The 25,412-nt window shown below is 66.6% G+C and carries 22 protein-coding genes; 12 read left to right on the forward strand and 10 right to left on the reverse strand.

Annotation, left to right across the window (positions count from 1 at the left end):
* The first annotated feature begins 83 nt into the window (after positions 1 to 83).
* From LFT46_RS02880 to LFT46_RS02895, 4 genes are all read left to right on the forward strand, one after another.
* A complete protein-coding gene (locus LFT46_RS02880) occupies positions 84 to 770 on the forward strand; it encodes an NADPH-dependent F420 reductase (protein ID WP_236821199.1) in 687 nt (228 codons plus the stop codon).
* Between the two features lie 8 nt (positions 771 to 778).
* A complete protein-coding gene (locus LFT46_RS02885) occupies positions 779 to 1,351 on the forward strand; it encodes a hypothetical protein (protein ID WP_236821200.1) in 573 nt (190 codons plus the stop codon).
* A 79-nt stretch (positions 1,352 to 1,430) separates the two neighbouring features.
* The gene (ppc, locus tag LFT46_RS02890) at positions 1,431 to 4,238 is read left to right on the forward strand and encodes a phosphoenolpyruvate carboxylase (protein ID WP_236800998.1); all 2,808 of its coding nucleotides are present in this window, start codon (positions 1,431 to 1,433) and stop codon (positions 4,236 to 4,238) included.
* Positions 4,239 to 4,272: 34 nt separating this feature from the next.
* Entirely contained in the window at positions 4,273 to 4,578 is a 306-nt protein-coding gene (locus tag LFT46_RS02895) for a hypothetical protein (RefSeq protein WP_236800999.1), read from the forward strand.
* On the opposite strand, the gene LFT46_RS02900 is transcribed toward LFT46_RS02895, so the two are convergent.
* Positions 4,575 to 5,198, reverse strand: a complete 624-nt coding sequence (locus tag LFT46_RS02900) for a DedA family protein (protein WP_236801000.1) — start codon at positions 5,196 to 5,198, stop codon at positions 4,575 to 4,577. The two genes, LFT46_RS02895 and LFT46_RS02900, sit on opposite strands and share 4 nt — an antisense overlap.
* A 34-nt stretch (positions 5,199 to 5,232) precedes the next feature.
* Here LFT46_RS02900 and LFT46_RS02905 point away from each other — a divergent pair, with 34 nt between their 5' ends.
* Positions 5,233 to 5,757: an O-acetyl-ADP-ribose deacetylase gene (locus LFT46_RS02905; protein ID WP_236821201.1), complete on the forward strand. Its 525-nt coding sequence runs from the start codon at positions 5,233 to 5,235 to the stop codon at positions 5,755 to 5,757.
* Between the two features lie 15 nt (positions 5,758 to 5,772).
* Here LFT46_RS02905 and LFT46_RS02910 read toward each other — a convergent pair whose 3' ends face one another.
* Positions 5,773 to 6,741, reverse strand: a complete 969-nt coding sequence (locus LFT46_RS02910) for an RluA family pseudouridine synthase (protein WP_236821972.1) — start codon at positions 6,739 to 6,741, stop codon at positions 5,773 to 5,775.
* 155 nt (positions 6,742 to 6,896) lie between these two features.
* A complete protein-coding gene (gene yczR, locus LFT46_RS02915; protein WP_236821202.1) occupies positions 6,897 to 8,405 on the reverse strand; it encodes a MocR-like transcription factor YczR in 1,509 nt (502 codons plus the stop codon).
* A 60-nt stretch (positions 8,406 to 8,465) separates the two neighbouring features.
* Between yczR and yczE the strand changes: the two genes are divergently transcribed.
* Positions 8,466 to 9,086, forward strand: a complete 621-nt coding sequence (yczE, locus tag LFT46_RS02920) for a membrane protein YczE (protein ID WP_236821203.1) — start codon at positions 8,466 to 8,468, stop codon at positions 9,084 to 9,086.
* Between the two features lie 19 nt (positions 9,087 to 9,105).
* Here yczE and LFT46_RS02925 read toward each other — a convergent pair whose 3' ends face one another.
* The 3 genes from LFT46_RS02925 to LFT46_RS02935 are packed head-to-tail and all read right to left on the reverse strand — an operon-like array spanning position 9,106 to position 16,644.
* Positions 9,106 to 9,936 carry an Fpg/Nei family DNA glycosylase gene (locus LFT46_RS02925; protein ID WP_236821204.1) on the reverse strand — a complete coding sequence of 277 codons (831 nt, stop codon included), beginning with the start codon at positions 9,934 to 9,936 and terminating at the stop codon, positions 9,106 to 9,108.
* The gene (locus tag LFT46_RS02930) at positions 9,929 to 15,034 is read right to left on the reverse strand and encodes a DNA glycosylase AlkZ-like family protein (protein ID WP_236821205.1); all 5,106 of its coding nucleotides are present in this window, start codon (positions 15,032 to 15,034) and stop codon (positions 9,929 to 9,931) included. Before LFT46_RS02930 ends, LFT46_RS02925 begins: the two co-directional genes overlap by 8 nt.
* Positions 15,035 to 15,078: 44 nt before the next feature.
* Entirely contained in the window at positions 15,079 to 16,644 is a 1,566-nt protein-coding gene (locus LFT46_RS02935) for an FAD-dependent oxidoreductase (protein WP_236821206.1), read from the reverse strand.
* 192 nt (positions 16,645 to 16,836) lie between these two features.
* Between LFT46_RS02935 and LFT46_RS02940 the strand changes: the two genes are divergently transcribed.
* Positions 16,837 to 17,310, forward strand: a complete 474-nt coding sequence (locus LFT46_RS02940; protein WP_442863666.1) for a DUF4383 domain-containing protein — start codon at positions 16,837 to 16,839, stop codon at positions 17,308 to 17,310.
* A gap of 132 nt (positions 17,311 to 17,442) precedes the next feature.
* Here LFT46_RS02940 and LFT46_RS02945 read toward each other — a convergent pair whose 3' ends face one another.
* Positions 17,443 to 18,105, reverse strand: coding sequence for a DUF4232 domain-containing protein (locus LFT46_RS02945; RefSeq protein WP_236801008.1), 663 nt, complete (start codon positions 18,103 to 18,105; stop codon positions 17,443 to 17,445).
* 162 nt (positions 18,106 to 18,267) lie between these two features.
* On the reverse strand, positions 18,268 to 18,489 hold the full coding sequence (locus LFT46_RS02950; RefSeq protein ID WP_236821974.1) for a hypothetical protein: 222 nt from the start codon (positions 18,487 to 18,489) through the stop codon (positions 18,268 to 18,270).
* A 213-nt stretch (positions 18,490 to 18,702) separates the two neighbouring features.
* Between LFT46_RS02950 and LFT46_RS02955 the strand changes: the two genes are divergently transcribed.
* Together LFT46_RS02955 and LFT46_RS02960 are read left to right on the forward strand one after the other, a co-directional pair.
* Positions 18,703 to 19,050 carry a hypothetical protein gene (locus tag LFT46_RS02955; protein ID WP_236821207.1) on the forward strand — a complete coding sequence of 116 codons (348 nt, stop codon included), beginning with the start codon at positions 18,703 to 18,705 and terminating at the stop codon, positions 19,048 to 19,050.
* 92 nt (positions 19,051 to 19,142) lie between these two features.
* Positions 19,143 to 19,922 carry an SDR family NAD(P)-dependent oxidoreductase gene (locus LFT46_RS02960; protein WP_236801010.1) on the forward strand — a complete coding sequence of 260 codons (780 nt, stop codon included), beginning with the start codon at positions 19,143 to 19,145 and terminating at the stop codon, positions 19,920 to 19,922.
* A 102-nt stretch (positions 19,923 to 20,024) separates the two neighbouring features.
* On the opposite strand, the gene LFT46_RS02965 is transcribed toward LFT46_RS02960, so the two are convergent.
* Both LFT46_RS02965 and LFT46_RS02970 read right to left on the reverse strand, forming a co-directional pair.
* Positions 20,025 to 20,561 (reverse strand): hypothetical protein, encoded by a 537-nt coding sequence (locus LFT46_RS02965; RefSeq protein ID WP_236801011.1) that lies wholly within the window; start codon positions 20,559 to 20,561, stop codon positions 20,025 to 20,027.
* A gap of 277 nt (positions 20,562 to 20,838) precedes the next feature.
* Positions 20,839 to 21,891 (reverse strand): LacI family DNA-binding transcriptional regulator, encoded by a 1,053-nt coding sequence (locus LFT46_RS02970; RefSeq protein WP_442863667.1) that lies wholly within the window; start codon positions 21,889 to 21,891, stop codon positions 20,839 to 20,841.
* 220 nt (positions 21,892 to 22,111) lie between these two features.
* On the opposite strand from LFT46_RS02970, the gene LFT46_RS02975 reads away from it, so the two are divergent.
* From LFT46_RS02975 to LFT46_RS02985, 3 genes are read left to right on the forward strand one after another with little or no spacing between them, the layout of a single operon-like run.
* Positions 22,112 to 23,473 (forward strand): ABC transporter substrate-binding protein, encoded by a 1,362-nt coding sequence (locus tag LFT46_RS02975; RefSeq protein WP_236801013.1) that lies wholly within the window; start codon positions 22,112 to 22,114, stop codon positions 23,471 to 23,473.
* Between the two features lie 6 nt (positions 23,474 to 23,479).
* Positions 23,480 to 24,490 (forward strand): carbohydrate ABC transporter permease, encoded by a 1,011-nt coding sequence (locus LFT46_RS02980; RefSeq protein ID WP_236801015.1) that lies wholly within the window; start codon positions 23,480 to 23,482, stop codon positions 24,488 to 24,490.
* Positions 24,487 to 25,410, forward strand: a complete 924-nt coding sequence (locus LFT46_RS02985) for a carbohydrate ABC transporter permease (protein ID WP_236801016.1) — start codon at positions 24,487 to 24,489, stop codon at positions 25,408 to 25,410. Before LFT46_RS02980 ends, LFT46_RS02985 begins: the two co-directional genes overlap by 4 nt.
* Positions 25,411 to 25,412: the final 2 nt, after the last annotated feature.

Here is a 25,412-nt window from a genome sequence, read left to right on the forward strand (position 1 = left end):
CTCCCGCTACAACCGCATGAATGGCGTGTTCATTCCGTACCAAGTCCTCTTGTTCCATGTGGTGCGGAGAGTAGCGTTCTGCCATGAAGATCGCAGTTCTTGGCACGGGCACAGTAGGGCGCACGCTGGCAGCCGCGTTCAGCGCGTTGGGGCACCAGGTGGTTTTGGGCACGCGGGATCCTGTCGAAACCGCCGGCCGGACCAGCCCGGATCCCATGGGCGGGCCGCCATTCAAGGAATGGCAGGCAGGGCACGGCGATATCCTGCTGGGCACCTTCGCGGACGCTGCGGGTGACAGTGAGCTGGTGGTCAATGCCACGAACGGCGCCGCATCCCTTGCGGCCCTGGGCGCGGCAGGCGCCGCACGGCTGGCGGGAAAAGTCCTGGTGGACGTGTCCAACCCGCTCGACTTCTCGCAGGGGATGCCGCCGGTGCTGAACCCGGTCAACACGGAAAGCCTGGCTGAGCGGATCCAACAGGCGTTTCCCCTGGCCAGGGTGGTGAAGACGCTCAACACCATGAATGCCGGACTGATGGTGGATCCGCGCCGGCTGGCGGATGGAGACCATTCAGTGTTCGTCTCCGGCGACGACGCCGAAGCCAAAAAGGTTGTCACCGGCCTGCTGGAATCGCTGGGCCACCGGGACATCATCGACCTGGGCGACATCACCACGGCCCGCGGCGCCGAGATGGTGCTGCCGCTCTGGCTGCGGTTGTTCGGCGCGCTGGGGACCCCTGATTTCAACTTCAAAGTCATCCGCCGGGTTTGAATGGGGAGGTGGACATCCTTGGCGGAGTGAATCGGGAGTGGCTGGCGGCGCTCACCTGGATAGCCGCCGCGGCTGCCGGCGCGGGCGTGCTGGTGTGGCGGCGAAGAAGAGTGGACCTCGCGGCGCTCGCCGCCGTCGTCGTCTTTATGGCAGTCAACATCGGTGCCGGCATCTACGTCCTGAACCACCTGGCGGACGGCCGCTGGGGCGGGGATGCGCAGGCCAAGCTCGCTCCGCCGTCGCTGTCCGGGACCCCTGTGGTGGGCCAGTTCCTGGAGCCCCTTGAGAGAGCGATGGCCGGAATGGCCGGCAGCGTCAACGACTTCATCGACTTCCAGGCCGCACTGCCTGTTGCACTGGGCTTCTTCGCGGCCGCAGGCTGGGCGCTGGCCGTTTCCGTCCCGCTGGCGCTGGCAGCCGCAGCAGTGCAGGCCCGGCTTGCACGCCGCCGGAAGGCCGAGGCTGTCGCATGGCAGGACGAGGTGGAAAAACTACGCAGGGAACTCGAAGCCGTCAAACGCCACGTGGGTATCACGACATCTTTTGAGACGGATTCCACTGCCGCGCAGGAGCGGGGGTAGCATCTTTAGCTAGTAACGTGGCTCACAGTATCCAGCGCAGTGTACGAGCCAAGTCCGAACCCCTCGAAAGATTGTTTCAATGGCTCACACTGCAACACCCCCCGAAACCGATCTTGCCTCCGAACTGCGCGCGGACGTCCGGCGCGTCTCCACGCTGCTGGGCGAGTCCCTGGTCCGCCAGCACGGGCCGGAGCTCCTGGACCTCGTGGAGCAGGTCCGGCTCCTGACCAAGGAATCCAAGGAAGCGGCGCGGGGCGGTGCGCACGCCACCGGTCCCTGGAGCGCGCACGACGTCGTTGCCCAGGTCCGTGAACTCCTCGGCTCCCTGCCCATCGAGCAGGCAACCGACCTGGTCCGTGCCTTCGCGTTCTACTTCCACCTGGCCAACGCCGCAGAACAGGTCCACCGCGTCCGCGGCCTGCGGACCCGCGCCGAAAAGGACGGCTGGCTGGCCAAGACCGTGGCGGACATCGCCGCGCAGGCCGGACCCGACGTCCTGCAGGAAGTGGTCAACGGCCTGGATGTGCGCCCCATCTTCACGGCACACCCCACCGAAGCCTCCCGCCGCTCGGTCCTGGACAAGATCCGCAAGCTCTCCGACGTCCTGTCCCAGTCCACCGCGGAAGGGTCCACGGCCCGGCGCCGGCAGGACCGGCAGCTGGCGGAGATCATCGACCAGATGTGGCAGACGGATGAGCTGCGCCAGGTCCGCCCCACCCCGGTCGATGAGGCCCGGAACGCCATTTACTACCTGGGCGGCATCCTCACCGATGCCATGCCCGAAATGCTGTCCGAACTCTCAGAGCTGTTGGGCGAGCACGGCGTCACCCTTGCCTCCAAGGACGCCCCCATCCGGTTCGGCTCCTGGATCGGCGGTGACCGCGACGGCAACCCGAACGTCACCGCGGCCGTGACCCGGGAAATCCTGCAGATCCAGAACCAGAGTGCCATCCGGATCAGCATTGGGATGATCGACGAACTGATCTCCATCCTCTCCAACTCCACTGCACTGGCAGGCGCGGACGAATCGCTGCTGAAGTCCATCGACGAGGACCTGCAGAAGCTCCCCGGCCTGGACAAGCGCGTCCTGGAGCTGAACGCCCAGGAGCCCTACCGGCTCAAGCTCACCTGCATCAAGGCCAAGCTCATCAACACCGGCAAACGCGTGGCTGCGAACTCCAACCACGAACACGGCCGTGACTACAGCGGCACGGACGAACTGCTGGCAGACCTGCACCTGCTGGAGCTGTCGCTCCGCAACCACTCCGCAGCGCTGGCTGCCGACGGTTCCCTGGCCCGGGTGCGCCGCGCCATCGCCTCCTTCGGCCTGCACCTGGCCACGCTGGACATCCGCGAGCATGCAGACCACCACCACGACGCCGTGGGGCAGTTGATGGACCGGATCGGCGGCCCTGGGCTGCGCTACGCCGAGCTGAGCCGCGAGGAACGCTTTGAGGTGCTTGGCTCCGAGCTGGCCTCCCGCCGTCCGCTGTCCGGCCACCCCATCAAGCTCGACGGTGCCGCCGACGGCACGTACGACGTCTTCCGGGAGATCCGCCGCGCCCTGCGCCTGTACGGCCCGGACGTCATCGAGACCTACATCATCTCCATGACCCGCGGTGCCGACGACGTCCTGGCCGCCGCCGTACTGGCCCGCGAGGCCGGACTCATCAACCTTTTCGGTGACAAGCCCTACGCCAAGCTCGGCTTCGCGCCGCTGCTGGAGACCGTGGAGGAACTGCGGGCCTCCGCCGAGATCATTGACCAGTTGCTCTCCGATCCCTCATACCGCGAACTGGTGCGGCTGCGCGGGGACGTCCAGGAAGTGATGCTGGGCTACTCGGACTCCAACAAGGAATCCGGTGTGATGACCAGCCAGTGGGAAATCCACAAGACCCAGCGGAAGCTGCGTGATATCGCCGCCAAGCACGGTGTCCGCGTACGCCTGTTCCACGGCCGCGGCGGTTCCGTAGGCCGCGGCGGCGGACCCACCTACGATGCCATCCTGGCCCAGCCCAACGGTGTCCTGGAAGGCGAGATCAAGTTCACCGAGCAGGGTGAAGTCATCTCCGACAAGTACTCCCTGCCGGAGCTCGCCCGCGAAAACCTGGAGCTGTCGCTGGCCGCTGTGCTCCAGGGGTCCGCCCTGCACCGTGACCCGCGCACCTCAGAGGACCAGCGGGAACGCTACGGGCACGTCATGGAGGTGATCTCGGACGCCGCCTTTGACCGGTACCGGAAGCTGATCGACCATCCCGACCTGCCCGCCTACTTCATGGCCTCCACGCCTGTAGAGCAGCTGGGTTCCCTGAACATCGGTTCCCGCCCGTCCAAGCGCCCGGATTCGGGTTCCGGCCTGGGCGGCCTGCGCGCCATCCCGTGGGTGTTCGGCTGGACCCAGTCCCGGCAGATCGTGCCGGGCTGGTTCGGTGTGGGATCCGGTCTCAAGGCCGCCCGCGAGGCCGGCCACTCCGCCCAGCTGGTGGAAATGATGGACCACTGGCACTTCTTCCGCTCCGTGCTGTCCAACGTGGAGATGACACTTGCGAAGACGGACATGGACATCGCCGGCTACTACGTGTCCACCCTGGTCCCGGAGGAACTCCACCACCTCTTCCGGACCATCCGCGAGGAGTACGAGCTCACCGTGGCCGAGGTGCGAAAGCTCACCGGCGAGGACATCCTCCTGGACGCGCAGCCAACCCTGAAGCGCTCCCTGGAAATCCGCGACCAGTACCTGGACCCCATCAGCTACCTGCAGGTGGAACTGCTGCGCCGCATCCGGACAGAATCCGAAATCAGCGGGGCCGAACCCGACGAACGCCTCCAGCGGGCCATGCTCATCACCGTCAACGGCGTGGCAGCCGGCCTCCGCAACACCGGGTAACCCTCCAACCCGGCGTTTGGATAGGGTGGAGGGCATGCCTTCCTTCCAGACCCGCCTCAAGATCACCGGGCTTCGGCCGGGCAATCCGCCGGAGTCCGTCATGGACGCGGCGGTGGAGGCGCTGGGTACCCGACACCATGTGGAGGCGCACCAGCTCCAGCTCGCCGGAGGCGTGCCGCAGCTGAACCTGCGCTTCCTCGTGGAGGCGAGTGAATACAGCGGCGAGAACCGCCAGGCGGTGGAATCGGCAGCCATGATGCGCGACGCCGTCGAACGCGTTGCGCTGACGGGTGCACTGAGCGTGCTGCGGCGCAGCCGCGGCAAGTGGCTGCCCGTCTAGCCTGCGTCGGGGATGGGCTCGTCCTCCACCGGCGAGCGGTTGCCGCGCCGGCGGGTGACGATGATGCCCACGACGGCGCCGATCACCAGGCCCAGCGCCACGCCTATGAGGGAGCTGGCCCAGAACGGCAGCTTGGTGGTTGAACCGGTGAAGTACCCCAGGCCCACCAGCCAGCACGCCCACAGGACCGCTCCCAGACCGGCGCACAGGCCGAAGCCCCGGACCGAAACGTTGGCCACGCCAGACGCCGCCGAAGTGGCAAGCCGGCCGCCGGGGATGAACCGGGCGCCGATGATGGTTCCGTAGGTGGAGGACCGCCCCGCCTTGGCCAGCGCCGAATGAATGCCGGCATGGACGCGCCGGCCCCACTTCCAGCGGTCCAGCACATGGCTGAGGCGACGCCGGAAGAGATGGAACACCACCATGTCACCCAGCCAGGACGCCACGGCTGCGAGCACCAGCACCAGGAACACGTTGGCCCGACCGTCCGCGGACAGCGCGCCGCCGGTAATCACCACCATTTCGGACGGGATGGGCGGAAAAATGGCGTCGCCGATCACCATCGGGACGACCCATAAATAGAAGGTCGCTCCCCAGCTGTCGATGCTGCCGAAGTCCATTGCCACAACGTACCGCACTTGGGAAACTGGCGGCATGCGGATCTCTGTTCTGCAGGGCGACATTACGCAGCGGCGGGTGGACGTGGTGGTGAACGCCGCCAACGCGTCACTGCTCGGCGGCGGGGGAGTGGACGGAGCGCTGCACCGGGCCGCCGGGCCGGAGCTGCTGGCAGCGTGCAGAGAACTGCGGGAAAGCGCGTTGCCGCACGGCCTCCAAACCGGCGCCGCCGTGGCGACCCCCGCGTTCCAGCTGCCCGCCCGCTGGGTGGTGCACACAGTGGGGCCCAACCGGCATGCGGGCCAGACCAACCGTGCGCTCCTGGTGTCCTGCTTCAGCGAAAGCCTGCGGCTGGCCGACACTTTGGGTGCGCAGGAGATGGCCTTTCCCGCGGTGGGAGCCGGAGCCTACGGGTGGAGCGCGGCGGCTGTGGCGCAGGCAGCGCAGGACGCTGTGGCAGGGTTCCGGTCCTCGCACCCGGACAGCGGTCTGGAGCTGGTGGAGTTCGTACTGCACACCGCCGGGGTCGAGGCCGTGTTTAGGGAAGTGCTCGGGGTTTAAGGACGGGCCAGAAGTTTAGGGATGTGCCCGGACCGCTTCGCTGAGCTCCAGGCCGCTGCGGTACTCCACGGGCTCCCCCGAGATAGGGTCCACGAAACGGATGCCGCGGGCCAGGAGTTGGAGCGGCTTGGCGTAATCGTCCGGGGCCTTGTCCAGCAGGTCCGGGTAGAAGGCGTCGTTGACGATCCCCAGTCCCAGGGAAGCCATGTGGACGCGCAGTTGGTGGGTCTTGCCGGTGTGCGGTTCCAGCCGATACCGTGCCAGGCGGTGGGCACCCGAGGTTCCGGCCGCACCCACAGCCGTGCCGCCGTCGAACGTTTCCAGCCGCTCAATCCTGGTTTCAGCGTTCGGCTCGCCGTCGACGACTTCCGCCAGCAGGTAGCTGCGGGACTTGGTCATCCGGTTCCGGACCACCACGGGAAATTCGACGGCGGGGTATCCCGGCGCGGGCTCGGCGGCGGAAACGCACTCGTACTCTTTCTGCACCTGCCGTTTCTCGAACAGCACCTGGTACTTGCCGCGCGTTAGCGGATTGGTGGAGAAGAGCAGGACGCCGGCGGTCATGCGGTCCAGCCGATGCATGGGGATCAGGTCCGGCAGGTCCAGCTGGTTGCGCAGCCGGACCAGGGCGGACTCCTGGATGTAGGTGCCGCCCGGCGTGGTGGGCAGGAAATGTGGCTTGTCCACCACCAGCAGGTGCTCGTCCTGGTGCAGGATGCTGAGCTCCACCGGCAGGCGGGTTTCCGGGGGCAGCGTCCGGTAGTACCAGATGAAGGTGTGGTCCTCCAGCTTGGTGTGCCGGGTCAGCGGTACGCCGCCCTCGCCAACGATCTCGCCGGCGTCGAACCTGTCCTCGATGCCCTGCGGATCAATGTGGCCCCAACGGTGCATCATGTAGTCCATCGCGGTGTCCCACGGGCCCTCGTCCGGAAGGCGCAGGCGGGTGGCGTTGACGCCGTCGCGCACGGGGAGGGGGGATTGCATCACCGGTCCATTCTACCGGTGCCGAATATTGTCCTTCCTTTGAAGGCTCCCGTGACCGGTGCCTCCCCAAACCGCCGGAACGGTGCGGGGACGCCGTACCGTTCCCGGGGTTCCCGCACCGTTCCGGCGACCTCCGTGGGGAAGTTGTTCCCGGATCAGGCGATGGCGACGGCGGGCGCCTGGGTCAGTGAGCGCCGAAGCTGGGGTGCGGCGTCGAGTTTGTCCTGGGCGGCCCGCAGGGCCAGCACCGCGGTCTCCAGCTTCGCCGGCGGGAGCGTGAAGGGCAGCCGCAGGTTGCGTTCGAATGCGCCGCCGATCCCGAACCGGGGGCCTGCCGCCAGCCTGATGCCAAAGTCCGGCGCCAGCACGGTAAGCGCCGTGCTGATGGGTCCGGGAAGCCTGCACCACACGGACAGGCCGCCGGGAGGCGGCGTCACCTGCCACGTCGGGAGGTGCTCCGCGAGGAGGCCGAGCAGTGCGGAGCGGTTGCGGCGCAGCGTCTGCAGCAGTGCGGGCAGTGGTTCTTCCAGCGCCCGGACCAGGTGGGCAGCGGCCAGTTGCTCCATGACGGGGCCGCCAAGGTCCAGGGTGGTGCGGGCTGCGGCGAAGCGCTGGATCATCGGTTCCGATGCCCGGATCCAGCCGGTGCGCAGGCCGCCCCAGTGGGACTTGCTCAGCGATCCGATGGACACAACGGAGCTGCTGAACCCGGCAAGGGGAGTTGTGGCAACGCCGTCGAGGTTGAGGTCCCGGAGCGTCTCATCCGCCACCAGCACGGTTCCGGCCGCCGCGGCGGCGCGGGCCAGTCGGCGGCGCTGGGCATCAGGCATGATCATGCCCGTGGGGTTGTGGAAGTCCGGGACCACGTATGCAAGTTTTGGCTGTTGCTGCGCCATGGCGGATTCCAGTGCCGGCAGGTCCCAGCCGGACTCCGCGAACGCCACCGGTACGGGACGGCACCGGGCCGAGCGGACGGCATCCAGCGCATGGGGGTAGCTCGGGTGCTCCACCAGGATGCGGTCCTGCCGGTCGGCGAGGGTGCGGATGATGATGGTCAGGGCGTGCTGGGCGCCGGACGTCACCATGATCTGGCCTGGGTGGGTCGGCACTCCGGCTGCTGAATACCGGTCCGCCACCGCTTGGCGCAGCGGCAGCAGTCCCAGGGCGTCGTAGCCGAAGCCGGGGAGCAGGGCGGGAAGCTCGGTCAGGGCCGCGGCAAAGGCCCGGTGCACCACCTCGCCGCTCGCGGGCAGCGCGGAATATGCCAGGTCGATAAGTCCCCCAGGCGCAGCCAGCCCGGGCGCAGTGAGCCCGGGTGCGGTGAGCCCTGGCGCCGGGGGGACGGCGGACGGTGGCTGGGGACCGAAGAGTGCCGGGCCGAACGGAGTGAGTTCGGGAATGCGGGTTTTGCCCCGGCTCCCTTGCCCGCTGCTGAGGAACCCCTGCTCGCGGAGGGAGGCGTAGGCCGCGGTCACCGTGGTGCGGCTGACTGCCAGGGCATCGCACAGCGAACGCTCACTGGGCAGGGCAGTATCGAGCGGTATCCGACCATCCAGGATGAGCAGCCGCACCACGTCGGCCAGTTCACGGTAGGCCGGTCCCGTTCCGCTGTTCCAAGGGCCAAGGAGGCGGGATAAGGCGAGGGCGGTAAGGGCGGCGGCCATGTAGCCAGTATTTCAGACTGGATATGTAAACAAATGCCAGTTGGTTGCGAACATGGTTGCATGATGACCCGCAGACTGATCCAGCTCTTCACCGGCCTCGCCTTGTACGGCATCTCCCTGGCCATGTTCATCCGCGCCGGCCTGGGCCTGGATCCGTGGGACGTCTTCCACCAGGGGCTGGCCAACCGCACCGGGCTCAGTATTGGCCTGGTGGTCATCATCGTGAGTTTCCTGGTGTTGTTGCTGTGGATCCCGTTGCGGCAGATGCCTGGGTTCGGGACTTTGTGCAATGCCATCCTGGTCGGCGTCTTCGCGGACATCGGCCTGGCACTGCTCCCACCGGTGTCCCACCTGGCCGTCCAGATTGTGCTCCTCGCGGGGGCCGTACTGGTAAACGCCATCGCCTCGGCCTGTTACATCGGCGCCGGCTTTGGGCCGGGTGCCCGTGACGGTCTCATGACTGGCCTGGCCCGCCGGACCGGATGGACCGTAAGGATGTCCCGCACGCTCATCGAGGTGACCGTGCTGGCGGCCGGCTGGCTGCTGGGCGGTTCGGTGGGCGTGGGAACGGTGGTGTACGCGCTGGCCATTGGCCCCCTGGTGCACGTGCTGCTGCCGCGCTTCACCGTGAATCCCGCACCGCGGAAGACCAGCAGGGAAAGCAGCGCGGCGAACTGTTGACTGCCTTGAACGCAGAACGTCAGCCAGGCGCAGGCTGGCATTTCGGGCAGAAGTAGATGTCTCGTTCCTCTTCGCCATTGGGCTTGCCCAGAAGTCCTCGCCGGATGGGTGTACCGCACTTCAGGCACGGCTGGCGTTCCCGGCCATACACCCAGTAGCCGGGCCTGCCGGCCATCCTGCCCACCGGCATGCCACGGGTGTTGAGGATGGTGACCCGGCGTCCCGGGCCCAGGTTGACCTCCAGGAGCTGCTTGGCGTCGGTCATCATGGTCCGGACGTCCGGCACCTCGGAGACAGGCGTAGCAGGATGCACCCCTGAAAGGAAGCACGCTTCGCAGCGGTAGATGTTGCCGATGCCCGCGAGGTTCCGCTGGTCCAGGAGCGCTACTCCGATGGGGACTTCAGGGCGGGAGCGGATGCGGCGTTCTGCCTCGTCCAGGTCCCAGTCCGGGCCCAGGAGGTCCGGGCCGAGGAAGCCGACGATGGCGTCCTCGTTAGCGGTTGCCACCACCTCCACGATGCCAAGCGAAAAGCCGACGGCGTCTGCCACTGCCGTCCGCAGCACGCACCTGGCGGTAAAGCCTGGTTTCCGCCACCTGCCGCCGGGCGGATAGACCTGCCACGCGCCTTCCATCTTCAGGTGCGAATGGATGGTCAGTCTTTTGTCTTCCGGGCTGACCACCCGCATCAGCAGGTGCTTGCCGCGGGGGACAACCTCCTTCAGGGTCCAGCCGGCCAGGTTCAGCGTGGCGAACCGGGGCACGCGGAAATCCGACGCAATTAAAGTCTGTCCCGCCAGGGCCTCATGCAGTTGGTGGGCGGCCCGCCAGACGGAATCGCCCTCAGGCACGGATCCTCAGTCCCTTCGGGGTGGAGTAGGCGCCTGCCGAGCTCAGGGCAGCAGCGACCGGGGTGTCCAGGAGGTCGTGACCGTTTACCTTCTCCATGAACAGCTTGTCCACCGCTCCGCGGGTCACCACCCCCACCAGCGCGGTAGCCGCTGCCGCCAGCACGGCGTCGTCCTCGGTGAAGGCCAGCAGGGTCTTTCCGCCGCGCTCCACGTAGAGGACCAGCGCGCCGTCCACCAGCACCACCAGCGCCCCCGCTTTCCGGCCCGGCCGGTGCCCCGTGCCGGCGTCCTCCTGCAGCGCGGGCCAGGGCAGGCCGGCACCGTAGGGGTTGGCGGGATCGGTGGCGGCGAGGGCCAGGGCCACGGGTTCGGTCTTGGCCAGTTGGTTGTCCTCGGAGTAGGAGCGGAGCCGGTCCACGGTGGCGGGAACCGCGAACTGGGCGGCGCCCAGGTGCTCGATGAAGTAGCCGCGGCGGCACCGGCCTGCTTCCTCGAGCCGCGCCAGCACCTTGTACATGAGTCCGAAGCCGCCCATGATCTGTTCCGCCATGACCGAACCCCTGGTCACCACGCCGTAACGGTCCAGCAGGAGTTCGGCGGTGGCGCGGGCATGGATAGTGGGATCGAGTTCAGGCTCCGGAAGCGCTGACCAGCGGCCTGCCGCGGTGGAAAGAGAGGCGGTACCCTGCGGTCCGTACCGCCCGCCGGCCAGTCCGGGGGAGCCCATGAGGCCGGTGCCATGGGAACGGCCCAGGCGGCTCAGCCGAGGCGCCCTGGCACGCGGGGCACGGGCTACCTGCCGGTGCGCGGTGTGGCCACCGGCGATCAGGGCGCGGACGGGGGCGAAGGTGTCGCCGGTGATCCTCCCTGCCCACGCCAGATCCCAGAGTGCTGCCACCACCTCTTGGTCGCTCAGGACGGCGTCCATGCCGCTGGCCACCTCCGTCAGTTGCCGGAAGAAGTATCCGCCGCCGTTGTTGCGCAGATGGTCCAGGAGCCGCCGGCCCGCGTCCCCCGGCTCGAACTCGGGTGCGGGGTTGAGCGTCAGCTCAGCTGAGTCCGCCAGGTGCAGGCTGATCCAGCCGTCGTTGCCGGGCAGGGCGCCTGCGCCGGACCAGAGCACTTCACCGGCGGCCATGAGTTCGTCCAGCATGGCGGGCTGGTAGTTGGACACGCGGGTGGCCAACACCAGGGGCTCCCACGCCGACGCCGGGACGGGCACCCCCGAGAGCTGGTCAATGGCCGTGATGATGCCGTCCAGTCCGCGCAGCGAGGGCTGGCCGCGGCCACCGCCTGGCGTCCTGACATGCTGCCACGCGGGCAGGAAGCGTCCGTAGGCAGCGGCATCCACAGGCTCCACTTCCGCCCGCAGGGCAGCCAGGGAACGACGGCGGAGCTTGCGCAGCACCTCGGCGTCGCACCATTCACTGGCAATGGAGTGCGGGACATCCGGCGCGGGCGCCTCAGCGGGCGGAGCTATCTCGTCAGTTGGCTGCGCTGGTTCATCAACCGGCGCTGATTCAGGAGGTGCAGTTTCATCCAACGCTGACTCTGCAAGTGCGGCTGCCGTCGAGGTGACATGTGGCCGGAATTCACCCTCCACCACGCGGCCGTCCGCTGCCAGCCGTTTCAGCGCGGTTCCCACCACGGCCACGCCCAGGCCCAGCCGGGCGGCTGCTTCGGCAGCAGTGAAGGGACCATGCGTGCGTGCGTACCGGGAGACAAGATCGCCCAGGGGATCGGCAACCGGTTCGATGAACGCCAACGGCACACCCATGGGCAACGGAACGCCGATGGCATCCCGCAGACGCGCTGCATCTTCTACAGCGGCGAAACGCTCAACCCCGCCGATGTTGACCTTGATGGCGCGGTTGGAGCGCTGGAGGGCGGCGAGGTGCGCTGCCGCTTCTGCCACGGTGGCGGCCGGGGTTTCAGGGGCTGCGGTTTCGACGTGCCCGGTTTCGAACTGCCCGGCCTCGACGGCCCCGGTTTCGGCAGGTTCATCAACAGATTCAACCGCCGGGACGCCGCCCTGCAACCGCGCCGCGGTTTCTTCAGGGGCCAGCGGACCCAGCAGCCGCAGCAGGTCCGCGACGCCTTCCATTCCGCGCGCCCTGCGGTCCGGCGCCAGGCGCTGCAACTCACGCTCGGTGGCTTCGATGACCTTGGCATCCAGGAGTTCGCGCAGCTCCACCCGGCCCAGCAGCTCGTTCAGGAGGGTGGAGTCCAGGGCCAGGGCGGCGGCGCGCCGTTCCGCGAGCGGAGAATCGCCCTCGTAGAGGAACTGCGCCACGTAGCCGAAAAGCAGGGACTTGGCGAACGGTGAGGGCTGCTGCGTGGTGGTCTGCAGGATCCGCAGTTCCCGCCGTTCCACGGACGCGGCGATGTCCTTCAAAGCGGGCAAATCGTAGACGTCCTGCAGGCATTCGCGCACCGTTTCCAGGACGATGGGGAACGTGGGGTACTTCCGGGCCACGTCCAGCAGCTGGGCCGACCGCTGGCGCTGCTGCCACAGGGGCTGGCGTTTGCCTGGGGTCTGCCTGGGCAGCAGGAGCGCGCGGGCCGCACATTCCCGGAACCGCGACGCGAACAGGGCGCTGCCACCCACCTCCGCTGTGACGATCTGTTCCAGTTCCTCGGGATCAAAGAGGAACAGCTCGGCGCCGGGCGGCTCGTCTTCCATCATGGGCACCCGCAGCACGATCCCGTCGTCGGCCGCCATCGCCGAGCCGTCCAGCCCGTAGCGCTGGTGGAGCCGCTGCCCCACAGCCAGTGCCCACGGCGCGTGCACCGGCATGCCAAAGGGGCTGTGCAGGATCACGCGCCAGTCGCCGAGTTCGTCGTGGAACCGCTCCACCACCAGGGTGGTGTCGCTGGGGACCACCTCCGTGGCCTGTTTTTGCTCGGTGAGGTACTGGATGAGGTTGTTCGCCGCGAAGTCGTCCAGCCCGCTGGCCTTGCAGCGTTCGGCGGCGGGGCCGGCGTCGGAGGCCGAGAGCTCGCGGACAAAGGCGCCCAGCGCACGGCCCAGGTCCACTGGCCGCCCCAGGGAGTCACCCTTCCAGAACGGAAGCTTGCCGGGCTGCCCGAAGGCGGGGGAGACCAGGACACGGTCGTGCGTGATGTCCTCGATCTTCCAGCTGGTGGCACCCAGTGCGAAGACGTCGCCCACGCGGGACTCGTAGACCATTTCTTCGTCCAGTTCGCCCACGCGCCGGCCGCCTTTCGGAGCGCGGGCCGGTTTTCCGTCCTCCGCAGGGGAAGCCACGCCTTCCTGCTCGGTGCCGATGATGTAGACACCGAACAAGCCGCGGTCCGGGATGGTGCCGCCTGACGTGACTGCCAGGCGCTGGGCGCCGGGCCGGCCCTCGATGGTGCCGGCGTTGCGGTCCCAGATGATCCTAGGCCGCAGTTCAGCGAACTCATCGGACGGGTAGCGGCCCGCCAGAAGATCCAGCGTGGCCTCGAACGCTGAGCGGGGAAGCGAGGCAAAAGGGGCCGAGCGCCGGACGGTGCTGAACCATTCCTCCACATCGATGCTGCCCAGGGCGGTGGCGGCCACGGTCTGCTGGGCCAGGATGTCCAGTGGGTTGGCCGGGATGCTGAGCCGTTCGATCTTGCCGTCCAGCATTCGCTCCACGGTGATGGCGGTGTGGACAAGGTCTGCCCGGTGCTTGGGGAAAAGGACGCCCTGGGAGATCTCACCCACCTGGTGTCCGGCCCGGCCCACCCGCTGCAGCCCGCTGGCCACCGAAGGCGGCGACTCCACCTGCACCACCAGGTCCACTGCACCCATGTCGATCCCAAGTTCCAGGGATGATGTCGCCACCACACAGCGCAACCGCCCGGACTTCAGGTCGTCCTCGATGAGTGCGCGCTGGTCCTTGGAGACGGAACCGTGGTGGGCGCGCGCCAGGACGGGGTCCGCCCCCGCGGAGCTTCCGGCCTGGGCCATCATGTGGGCCGGCGTGGCGGTTGACGCGGGAACGCCCGACGCCGTTGCCTCCTGGGTGCCGGAGGCACCAGCGTGCCCTTCCGGAGTGGGATCGTCCCAGCCGCCGCCCACCGCAATCAGCTGGCGTTCGGCGTAGATTTCGTTGAGCCGGGCCGTCAGGCGCTCTGCCAGGCGCCGGGAGTTGGCGAAGACAATGGTGGACTGGTTTGCCAGCACCAGGTCGACGATCTTCTCCTCCACATGCGGCCAGATGGATGCCTGCGGCTGGAGCCCGGAGGCCGGCCCGGAATCAAACGCTCCCGCGGCACCCTGCAGGTCCGACATGTCCTCCACGGGTACGGAGACCGTCAGGTCCCAGTTCTTCCTGGCGGGCGGGGCCACGATTTCCACGGGGGCCGAACCGGCAAGGAACTGGGCCACGAGTTCCTTGGGTTCCACCGTGGCGGAGAGTCCGATGCGCTGTGCGGGTTTGGGCAGCAGCGCGTCAAGCCGCTCCAGCGAGACAGCGAGGTGTGCACCGCGCTTGGTGCCGGCCACGGCGTGGACCTCGTCAATGATGATGGTGTCCACCTCGGCAAGGGTCTCCCGGGCCTTGGAGGTGAGCATGAGGAACAGGGACTCGGGAGTGGTGATGAGGATGTCCGGCGGACTGCTCAAAAGTGCGCGGCGGTCCGCGGCAGGCGTATCCCCGGACCGGACCCCCACCGTGATCAGCGGCGCGGGAAGTCCCAGCCGCTTGGCTGTCTGGGTGATCCCGATCAGCGGTGACCGCAGGTTCCGTTCAACGTCCACGCCCAAAGCCTTAAGGGGCGAAATGTAGAGGACGCGGGTCTTGCGTTTGGGCGGACGGGCCCGTTTGCCTTTGGCGGGCGCCTCAGCTGCCGGCGATTCAGGGGCCTGGGACGCAGACGCCAGGAGCCGGTCGAGTGCCCAGAGGAAGGCGGCGAGCGTCTTACCGGAGCCGGTGGGGGCAACCACCAGCGCGTGCGAGCCGGAGGAAATAGCGTTCCAGGCCCCGGCCTGTGCGGGAGTTGGCTCGGAAAAGGCGCCCAGGAACCACTCCCGGGTGGGCCGGCTGAACTGGCCCATGGGTGCAGCTGCGCCGGAAGCACGGCTGCCGGCAGGACGCTGTTCCTGGTTCATGCCTCCATCATGCCCCAAGCCACTGACACTCAACTCCCGATGGATCAGGGTTGCGCCTGGGTTCCGGCCTGCTGCAGATCCTTGGTGGCGGGGCCCTCGAGGAGCTTGCCCTCGTTGGTGAAGCGGGAGCCGTGCAGCGGGCAGTCCCACGTTCGTTCGTTGTCATTCCAGTGCAGGATGCCGCCCAAGTGGGTGCAGACTGCGGACAGACGGCAGGTGCTTCCGTCCACGGTGGAAACTGCTACCGGGCGGTTGCCGTCACGGTAGACCTTGCCCTGCCCTTCCGGCGGGGTGGCGGCAGCGGACGGACCAGTTGCCACAGGCGCCGGAGCCTGGTCCCTACCCCGTTTCAGGCCGTCGATTTTCCGGCCCTCCGCGGTCACCTTTCCCCAATCCGTGGCCATCCTGGCAGCCACGCCGGCGTTGAGCGTGACGGCGGAGAGCGCACCTGCAGGCGACGTGATGCGGTGGTGGATGGTGTCCGCCCAAGGCACCTGGCCACCGAGGATGTCCGCGGAGATGCCCAGTGCGGCGGCTACGGCATTGGTCATTCCCCACTTGTTGTACCCGGTGCCGAAGTAGATCTGGCCCTTGCCGCGGGGGAGTTTGCCGAAGAACGGCATGAGGTTGGTGGGCATGTAGTCCTGCGCCGACCATGTGTGGGTGGTCACGGCGCCGGGGTAATGCTGCCCGGCCCAGTCCAGCAGGCCGGTGAGGTGTGCCTTTTCGGACTCTGTGCGGCCTACCTGGTGGCCGTGGCCGCCCACCAGCAGCAGGTTCCTGCCGTCCACTTCGTAGTCGCGGAGGGAGTGGGTGGGCTGCTCAACGGAGATGTACATTCCGGGCGGAGGTGCCTGGTCCTCCTGCAGCTGGAGTGCGGCCGCGTAGGAGCGGCTTGGCTTCAGCTTGGCGAAATACAGGCCGCGGTCCAGGACGGGGATGCCGGTTGCCAGGACCACTTTGTCCGCCCTGACGCTGCCCCGGTCAGTCCGGACGGCGGATGGGGAGTCACCGGTGACGTCCCGGAGGCGAACGCCGCTGACGACCCGTCCGCCCCGGCTACGGATGTCCGCCACCAGTGCGTCAAGGACGTCCATCGGGTTGATCTGGGCTTGGTTCCGCATGCGCACGGCACCGTGTACCGGAAAGGGCAGGCCGGCGTCGCGGACGTAGTCCACGTCCAGCCCGGCGGTGGTAGCGGCGCTGATCTCTTCCCGCAGCTTTTCGGTGCCCTGGGCGGAGGCGGCGTAGGTGTAGGCGTCACGGCGCTGGAAGGGCACGCCCTGTTCCTCGAGGTAGCGCAGCAGCCATGCCTGCCCTTCCCGGTTTCCGTCAACGTACGCCTGCACTTGTTTTTGGGAGTATTGGCGGGCGAGCCGGGACAGGAACGTTCCCTGCAGCAGGGTCACTTTTGCTGTGGTGTTGCCGGTGGTCACGGCGCCGGGGTGGCGGGCCTCAAGCACCAGCACACTCTGCCCGGAGCGGGCCAGCAGCAGCGCCGCGACCAAACCGGTGAGGCCGGCGCCGGCCACCACTGTGTCGTACCTCGTGTCGGGTTCGAACGGGTCAGATGTGAAAGGTTCCCTGCGGTCCAGCCAAATCGACGTCATGCGGGTCCAACCTGCCTCCGGTCCAAGGCCTTCACAGGCCAATTTGTGATGGGTCTGTTACTGACCCTTACTATCCGCGGCGGATTTGCTAAGTATACTTACGATGTCGGGGGTTAAGTCTACGGTCGAGCACCAATGGTCGTGCATCGCCCGGCAGCCAGTAATGCACCAACGACACAAGCAGGAGACATCATGACAACCATGAATTCCGGCGGTCGCACCGTAGGCCGGACCAACATCCAAAAAGCCACCCTTGCCGTAGGCGTGGTGTTCCTCCTGGTGGGGGTCCTCGGGTTCATCCCGGGCATCACTTCCAACTACGAGTCCCTGGGGTTCGCTGGACACGGGTCCGGCGCCCTGCTGCTGGGCATCTTCCAGGTTTCGATCCTGCACAACATCGTCCACCTGCTCTTCGGCATCGCGGGCATCGCCATGGCCCGCACTGCGGCAGCGTCGAAGAACTACCTGGTGGTCGGAGGCGCCATCTATCTGGTGCTGTGGCTCTACGGCCTGCTCATCGGCCAGGACAGCGGAGCCAATTTCGTGCCGGTCAACAGTGCTGACAACTGGCTTCACTTCGTCCTCGGAGTCGCCATGATCGGCCTGGGCGTGGCGCTGTCCCGCGGGACGGCGCGCACAGGCCGCACCAGCACGGCAGCCCGGTAACCACACTGCACTGCCGATAACTGAACAGGACCGCCGTCGGGGTGGAAACCTCCGACGGCGGCCCAGGACTACTGAAGGCGGCCCGGCTTGATAGCCGGGCCGCCTTCAGTCATTGACGGAATGGTTTGCGGGTCAGGCGGGCTGGAATGCTCCGATGGAGAGCAGGGCAATGTCTGCGTTGCTGCAGGCCGTTGTGGGCTGCGGGATGAACAGCGAGTCGGTGTCCTCCGGCGGGTAGATCCGGTAGCCGGCGGCATCCACGGGCGAGCAGCCCTGGTAGTTAAGGGCCTGCGTGTAGCGCAGCACCGCTGTGCCGGTCTGGCCGGGAGCCAGCAGGACGTCCACCACACCGGCGGAGTCGTCCCGCGTCGCCGGGGCGCCGATCGGTTCCCCGGCGGCGTCCGCCACCAGGGAAACGCCGGGAAAGCCCCTGAGGATGCAGGGTTCGGAGCCCTTGTTGGTGAGGTTCAGCTTCATGTAGACGCTGCCCGCGGCGCCGCCGCCGGAAGCGTCGGTGGCGGCGGTGAGGCCGGCTGCCTTGCACAGGCCGGGTGCGCCTGCGGCAGTGGTGGCGGGAGCCGGGGAGGACGGCGTGGACGTGGGCGGCGCCGAAGACTGCGTGGTGGCCGACGGTGTGGCTGACTGGCTGGCCTGCCCGCTGCCCGAGGGCGAGGGCGAGGGCGACGTCGTCGTCTGGGACTGCGGCTGGCTTGGACCGCACGCGGTGAGCAACAGTGCTGCCGCTGCAGCCGCCGTCGTTATAACCAACCCCTGGGAAATTTTCTGAGACCTCATGGCACCACCTTCGCGGTACCAGTTGCCCGCGTCAACGATGCCACCTGCAGTAGCGGCAATTTGATGCCCGGATCGTGATGATCCGGGCATCAAACACGTCCCTGGGTGCCGGTCAGTCGGTCTCGGGGCCGGTGCAGTAGTGGCAGTCCTCCGGGCAGTCCGTCATGCCGGCACTCCCGCCAGGTCGAAGCCGTCTGCAATGTGGAACAGGCGCCGGCCGCCCGCAGGAGCTGTCACCCACACCACATCGCCGTCGTCGGTCCTGGCGTCCACCAGACCCCTGAACACGGTGCGTCCATTGTGCCTGACTTCCACTGCATCGCCGTTCTCGACGGTGTCCCAGCGGACAGGGCTCTTTATCGGGCTCTTAACGCGGCTCGTCATTGAAGTCACGGTTTTTCCTTTGAGGGGGTCCGGCCGGCGCGGCCGTTGCCGCCCGGTGATGTCATCAAACAGCGGCGCCACTGCCGGGCTCAATGGAGGAATGGCCACCAGCGCAGGCTGGACTTTGTGCACGGCTCCAGCAGAGCCTGTGACGGGGTGAAGGGGCCAGGGTTAGACTGCCTGCGTACGTGTTGGCGATCGAAGGAGAAGTTCATGGACTACACCGGAAGCCAGTCGGAGAAGGCCGTTCCCGCGGGTGAACTGGGCCGCAGCCACATCGGGCAGACCATCAGTTTCCAGCCGAATGAGTTCACCGTCGTGTTCGGCAAGCTCGCAGGCATTGCCCGGACTGAGGCCATGGTCTACCTGTCCCTGACGGGCGTGGGAAACGGCACGCACCTGAAGGATGAATACGACCTGCCGGTGACCCATGAGGTCTTCGTTCCCGTGGACGTCATTTCCAACGCGGAGTCCACCATCAAGGACCTGTTCGGGAAGGTCCAGGAAAACCTGCGCGGAGCCGGCCACAAGGGTGGCGAAGACAGGACTGACAAGCTCTAGCCTTTCAGCAGAAATGAAGGGCGGCATCCCGGGGATGCCGCCCTTCACCGCCCTGGGCGTGGGCATTCCGCTTGCACTTTGGAAGGAAACTCATGGGCAACGAGGCTTCATGGCAGGAAGTGGTCACGCAGGGCCGCTTCGCAGGCAAGACCGTCATCGTCACCGGTGCAGGCTCGGGCATCGGGAAGGCAACCGCGCTGCGGGTGGCAAAAGAGGGCGGGCGGGTGATAGCCGCCGATATCAGCAAGGAGCGGCTGGACGAGCTCGTGGAGCAGAACGCCGGACTGGACCTGGTCCCGGTGGCGGGGGACATCTCCACGGAGGAAACGGTGGCAGCGGTGGTTCGCGCCGCGGGTGGCCGGGTGGATGCGCTGGCGAACGTTGCCGGCATCATGGACAACTTCGCGCCGATCCACGACGTGGATGACGAGACCTGGGAGCGTGTGTTCCGCATCAACGTCACCGCCCTGATGCGGCTGACCCGGGCGGTGCTGCCGCTGATGCTCGATGCCGGGACGGGTTCTGTGGTCAACGTGTCCTCCGAAGCCGGCTTGCGGGGCTCAGCAGCCGGCGCGGCCTACACTGCGTCCAAGCACGCTGTGAATGGGTTGACCAGGAATTCGGCAGTGATGTACGGGCCCAAGGGGCTCCGCTTCAATGCTGTGGCACCTGGCGCCACCATCACCAACATCGTGGCCAACTGGGGTTCGCAGTTGGCGGCCGAGCGCCTTGGCCCGCTGATGCAGGCCAACATCCCAGCACCGGCCACTGCCGCGCAGCTCGCGGCGTCGATCACGTTCCTGCTCAGCGACGACGGCACCAACGTCAACGGTGCAATCCTTGCCTCCGACGGCGGGTGGTCGGCGCTGTAGCTGACGCCGGCTAAGCTGCCTGGCGGCTTGAGGCGGGCGTACGACGGCGGGTGGCTCCCGGCGTCGTACGCCCGCCTTTTCCCTATTCCGGGCGCGACGGACCTACTTTGGGCAGGTGAGGTCCGGGTTGTAGGAAGCGAACATGCCGTCGGGGTTGTCCCGCCAAATCCATGCGTGGAGTGCGTACGAGCCGGGGAACGGTCCGTCCTCGAAATCGAGTCCGGCGAGCTCAGGACGTTCCGCCGCGGTCGAGAGGAACTCGGCTGCCACCAGTTCATACCGTCCGTCCTCATCGGGCATGTACACCAGCACCTCGGGTTTCCGGGCCTGGGTCTTGTCATCGATCAGTTCCTGCTTGGCGTAGTGGAAGCCCATCGCCCCCACCCCGCTTTTGTCGATGCATTCAGTGATTTTGCGGTAGCCGTCTGCTTCGGCATTTTCCAGCCAGCGGTAGTCGTCGGTGACGTGGCGCAGGGTCCTGACGAGCCGGCGCTGATCGTCATTGCTCCGCCAGTCGTCGCTGTGGTCCGGGTTCCCGTGCCCGGATCCGCCGTGTGCCAGCGCTGTGCCGGGAGCAAGGCCCACGGCAAGCGCGGCAGCGGAGGCGACGGACAGCAGCCCCATTTTGGTGCGGTTCATTGTTGATCTTCAGCCCTTTCGAGACCGAATCTGTTTCTGTTCAAGGGCGAAGCGATGGAAATGGTCTCCACCCTTCGCCAGGAGGCCGGCAGGATCCCCGGGACTGCCGGTGAGGGTGCGGTTGGGACGATTCCTTGTCCATTGGCCTGAGTGGTGCTTCAAGTATGCGCTGGCGCCAAAAGGAGCCGGTAGGCTACGCCCGGGTAATGGGTTTCCCCTCGAACGTCCTGCGGAGACACCACCGGGGTACCCACGGATGTACGCCGCCATGCGGGGGCTACGCCGGCGCGGGGCCAGTGGACTCCCGGATAGTGAGATGGGTGGGCATGACAGCCAGTTGGCGGGTGGCGTTTCCTGACAACGGGTTGAGCTGTGCCAGGAGCATGGACACCGCCACCCTGCCCGCCTGTTCGATGGGGCTGGAGATGGTGGTCAGTGGTGGGTTGCAGAAGTCGGCGCCGAAGATATCGTCCGATCCGATAATGCTCATGTCTTGAGGGACGCGGATGCCACGGGCCTGCAGGCGCTGCAACATGCCGATGGCCAGCAGGTCGTTGAAGACGATGCAGGCCGTTGCACCGGTCCTGACCGCTGCATCGGCAGCAGCAGCCCCCGAAGTAGTCTTCGGGGTGTAGGGGCCAATGCGGTGCACTTCCATTCCACGCTTGGTCGCATCCTCCTCGAAGACCTTCCACCGCATCTGGTTGGACCATGAGGTTGGTGGGCCTGCGACGTAGCAAACCTTGTGATGGCCCAGCGAGGCCAAGTGCTCCAGTGCCTGGATGATGGCGGAGGGCGTATCGATCATCACGGTCGGAGCGCTGGTGGAAGCACGGTTGAAGGTCACCAGGGGCTGCGACTGTGAGACCTCGGCCAACTGGGCGTCCGACAGGCGGGAAGCAGCAAGGATGAACCCGTCCGCGGATTTCCGCATCTTATGCAGCGCGTCCAGCTCCATCTCGCTTGACTCCTCGGTGTCCACCAGGAGCTGGGTGACGCCGGCGGCCTTGAGTTGGTGCTGCGTGCCCCGGATGATGTCGAAGTAGAACGGGTTGGTGATGTCGGGAACCAGCACTGCCACTGCATTGGTCCGGCCCGAACTGAGCCCACGCGCTTGGGAACTGGGGACGTAGTTGAGGTCCGCTGCCGCTTCCTCGATCCGCACCCGGGTGCGGGGATTCACGCGGTCCGGCCGGGCGAGGGCACGTGACACGGTGGAGGTGGCGACCCCTGCGAGCTCGGCAACGTCGCGGATGGTGGGCGGCCGGTCCCGCTGTGCGCCCACGTCAGGACTGGCTTGGCGTGACGCCTTCATTGTCGGGTCTGCCATCGCTGTGGCCTTTCCTCGCGGACCGGAATCGCCGGCCAAGTGGGGCCTCCAAGGCTACTCGCCGCTGGATGCCTGATGCACCTATCTGAGCATTTATGGCAACTTTTGGCAACCGCTTGCCACTGGCTTGCCGTCTTCCTAGACTGGCTTTCGAGTCGCCTGCAGTGATTTCCGCCACAGGACGGATGTGGCCATGCGGGTGTCCTAGAGGAGAAAAACAATGAGGTTTAAATCGACTACTGGGCTCGCGGCGATTGTCACGGCTGCAGCACTGGCCCTGACCGGTTGCGGATCAGGCTCCGGTTCCGGAGGGGGCGGCTCCACCAACGCCGATGGGAAGGTGGACGGTACGGGCAAGACGCTCAACGTCCTGGTGGGCGTCCTGAGCCAGTACCCCGAGCAGCAGAAGCAGTGGCAGAGCGATATAGCGGCCAAGTTCAAGGCTGAGACCGGCGCGGACGTAAAGTTTGAAACCTTCGCTTCGGCCAACGATGAGCTCACCCGCATCCAGACGTCGGTGGTATCGGGCCAGGGCCCGGATATCTACGGACTTGGCACAACATTCACCCCCACGGCCTACGCCACCAAGGCGTTTGTCACCCTCTCCGATGACGACTGGAAGAAAGTTGGCGGCAAGGATCGCTTCAACCAGGCCGCCCTGGGCATCTCGGGCCCGGACAAGGACCACCTGGCCGGCATCCCGTTCGTCAGCCGGCCCTTCGTCATGGCCTACAACAAGGACCTGCTGGCAGCGGCAGGCATCGACAAGCCCGCCACCAGCTGGGATGAGCTGGCAGCCCAGGCCAAGAAGATGACCAACGGCGACACCTACGGCATCGCCACCGGCTACAAGGACAACTACGATCCCTGGAAGTTCATCTGGGCCATGTCCGTGCAGGCCGGCAACCCGCTGGTGGACGGCAACAAGCTGAGAATGGATGACCCCACGGTCAAGAAGGCCTACCAGACCTACTTCGGCTGGTTGACCCAGGACAAGGTTGTTGACCCCGCGTCCGTGGGCTGGAGCAACAGCAACGCTGTGGCGGCCTTCGCCAGCGGCAAGGCCGGCTACCTGATGATGACCACGTCCAGCTCCATCCCCACCCTCGACAAGTCCGCAGTTGCGGGCAAGTACGAGTACACCCTGATGCCCACCATCGCACCGGGTGAGACCCAGTCCAAGTCCGACGGCGATGCCGCCAGCATCCTGTCCGGCGACAACCTGGTGGTGGCTGACTACTCCAAGCAGAAGGACCTGGCCTTCGCGTACATCAAGCTGATCACGTCCAAGGAAGAGCAGCTGAACTACCAGAAGACCTTCGGTGACCTGCCCGCGAACGCCGAGGCGCTTGCCAGCCTGACGGATCCCAAACTGAAGCCGCTGGCCGATGCCGCTGCCAAATCCAAGGCAACGCCGTTCACCGGTGCCTGGGGCGACATCCAGCTGGGACTGCTCAACGTCACCGTCCAGTCCGTTCCTGACCTGGCCGCCGGCAAGGTGGACGAGGCCGCCCTCGAACAAAGGATCAAGGACGCCCAGAACAAGGGCCAGGCATCCCTGGACCGGGCCTCCAAAGGATAAGTTCTGATGTCAACCGACGCCTCACATGAAGTCCGGCCCGCGGCAGATACCGCCGCGGGCCGGGCGCCCCAAAACGTCCCCGATTCCGGGCAGCAGCACGGCCACGAGGGCGGACTGCGCCGCAAAGGCCTGAGCGAACGAAACCGCCCCCTCTGGATGCTTATCCCCGGCGGCACCCTGATGATCATCATCATCGTGGTACCGCTCCTGCTGGGCATCTACATGTCGGTCCTCAACCTGGACCAGTACACCCTGCGGAAATGGATCAGCGCGCCGATCATCGGAGTGGAAAACTTCGTTGAAGCGATTACAGCTTCGCCGCTGCTGCACGCCGTCTGGCTCAGTGTCAGCTACTCGCTGCTGGCCATGGTGGTGACGCTGCCGCTGGGCATTGCCGCCGCGGTTGCCACGCAGAACGCGTTCAAGGGCCGGGCAGTGATCCGCTCGATCTTCCTCATCCCGTACGTCCTCCCATCCTTCGTGGTGGCCACCGTCTGGCGGACCATGCTCCAGCCCGGCGGAATCGTGGACGAGGCCCTGGCCACCGTGGGCATTCACGTCGGGCTGTGGCTCAACGGGCCGCAGACCTTTTGGACACTGGTCCTGGTCCAGATTTGGGCCTCCTGGCCGTTCATCTACCTGTTGGCGCTGTCCGGCCTCCAGTCCGTGGACCACGAAGTACATGAAGCTTCGGCCCTGGACGGGGCACTGTGGTGGAACAAGCTGCGGTACGTGATCTTCCCCTACCTGAAAGGCCCGCTGTCGCTGGCCTTCCTGATCGGGATGCTGCACCACATCAACAACTTCACCCTTCCGTTCGTGCTGTTCGGCGTTCCGGCCCCGGCCGACGTCGAAGTCCTGCCCATCCTGACCTACGTCACCAGCTTCCAGAGCTTCCGCTTTGGCCTGAGCGCCGCCATGGCCTTCATCTCCCTGGTGCTCATCGCCATTCCGCTGTTCGTCTACCTCCGTGCCGTCAAGCTTGACGACGCCGAAACACCTGGAGCAAAGAAATGAGCACCACGACAGCCACCCGGCGGAGTGCCCCAGCCTCTGACATCGACCGTCCGGGCTCGCACCGGCAGCACGAGGTGCTGCGGCTGCTCCCGACCCCGCTGCTGATTTTCGTCCTGGTGTTCCTGGGCGCCCTGGTCCTGATCCCGGTGCTGTACATCTTCCTGGCCTCGGTGAACTCGGACATCGGCGTGGCCAACGGCGAGTTCTGGCCATCGACAGTCACATTCGAGAACTACTCAAAGATCTGGACCAGCGTGGGCCTGGCCACCGGCCTTACCAACAGTGTGTTGGTGGCGGGCGCAACCGCTGTGGTTTCCGCCGCGATGTCCATCTCCACCGCTTTCGTACTGGTCCGCTACACCTTCCGCGGTCGGCTGACCATCCTCCGTGGCCTGCTGGCCCTGCAGTCCGTGCCCGGCACCCTGATGGTGCTGCCGGTCTTCGTCCTGTTTTCCTCGGCCGCCACCTATCTGGGGATCCAGGTCATCGGAACCCAGTGGGGCCTCTTCGTCACCTACCTGACGTTCGCCATGCCGTTCTCCACCTGGGTGATGGTCACCTATCTCCGCGGGCTCCCCAAGGAACTCGAAGAAGCAGCAAGGATCGACGGCGCGTCCAACGTCGGAGTCCTTTTCCGCATCATCCTGCCGCTCAGCTGGCCCGGCATCGTTGTCTCCGGCATCTTCGCGTTCCTGCTCGGCTGGAACGACGTGCTGTTCGCCTCGGTGATGACGCGCCCCGAAAGCCAGACGGCCGCCGTCGCACTTCAAATCTTTGGTGCTTCCCAGGAAGGCGGCGCCATTCCCTTCTACGGCCAGATGATGGCGGCAGCCCTGGTGTGCGCCGCACCGGTGGTCATTCTCTACCTGATTTTCCAGCGTTACCTAGTAGGCGGGCTGACCGCCGGAGGAGTTAAATAACC

It is taken from the genome of Arthrobacter sp. FW306-07-I (genome assembly GCF_021800405.1).
GTDB lineage: Bacteria > Actinomycetota > Actinomycetes > Actinomycetales > Micrococcaceae > Arthrobacter.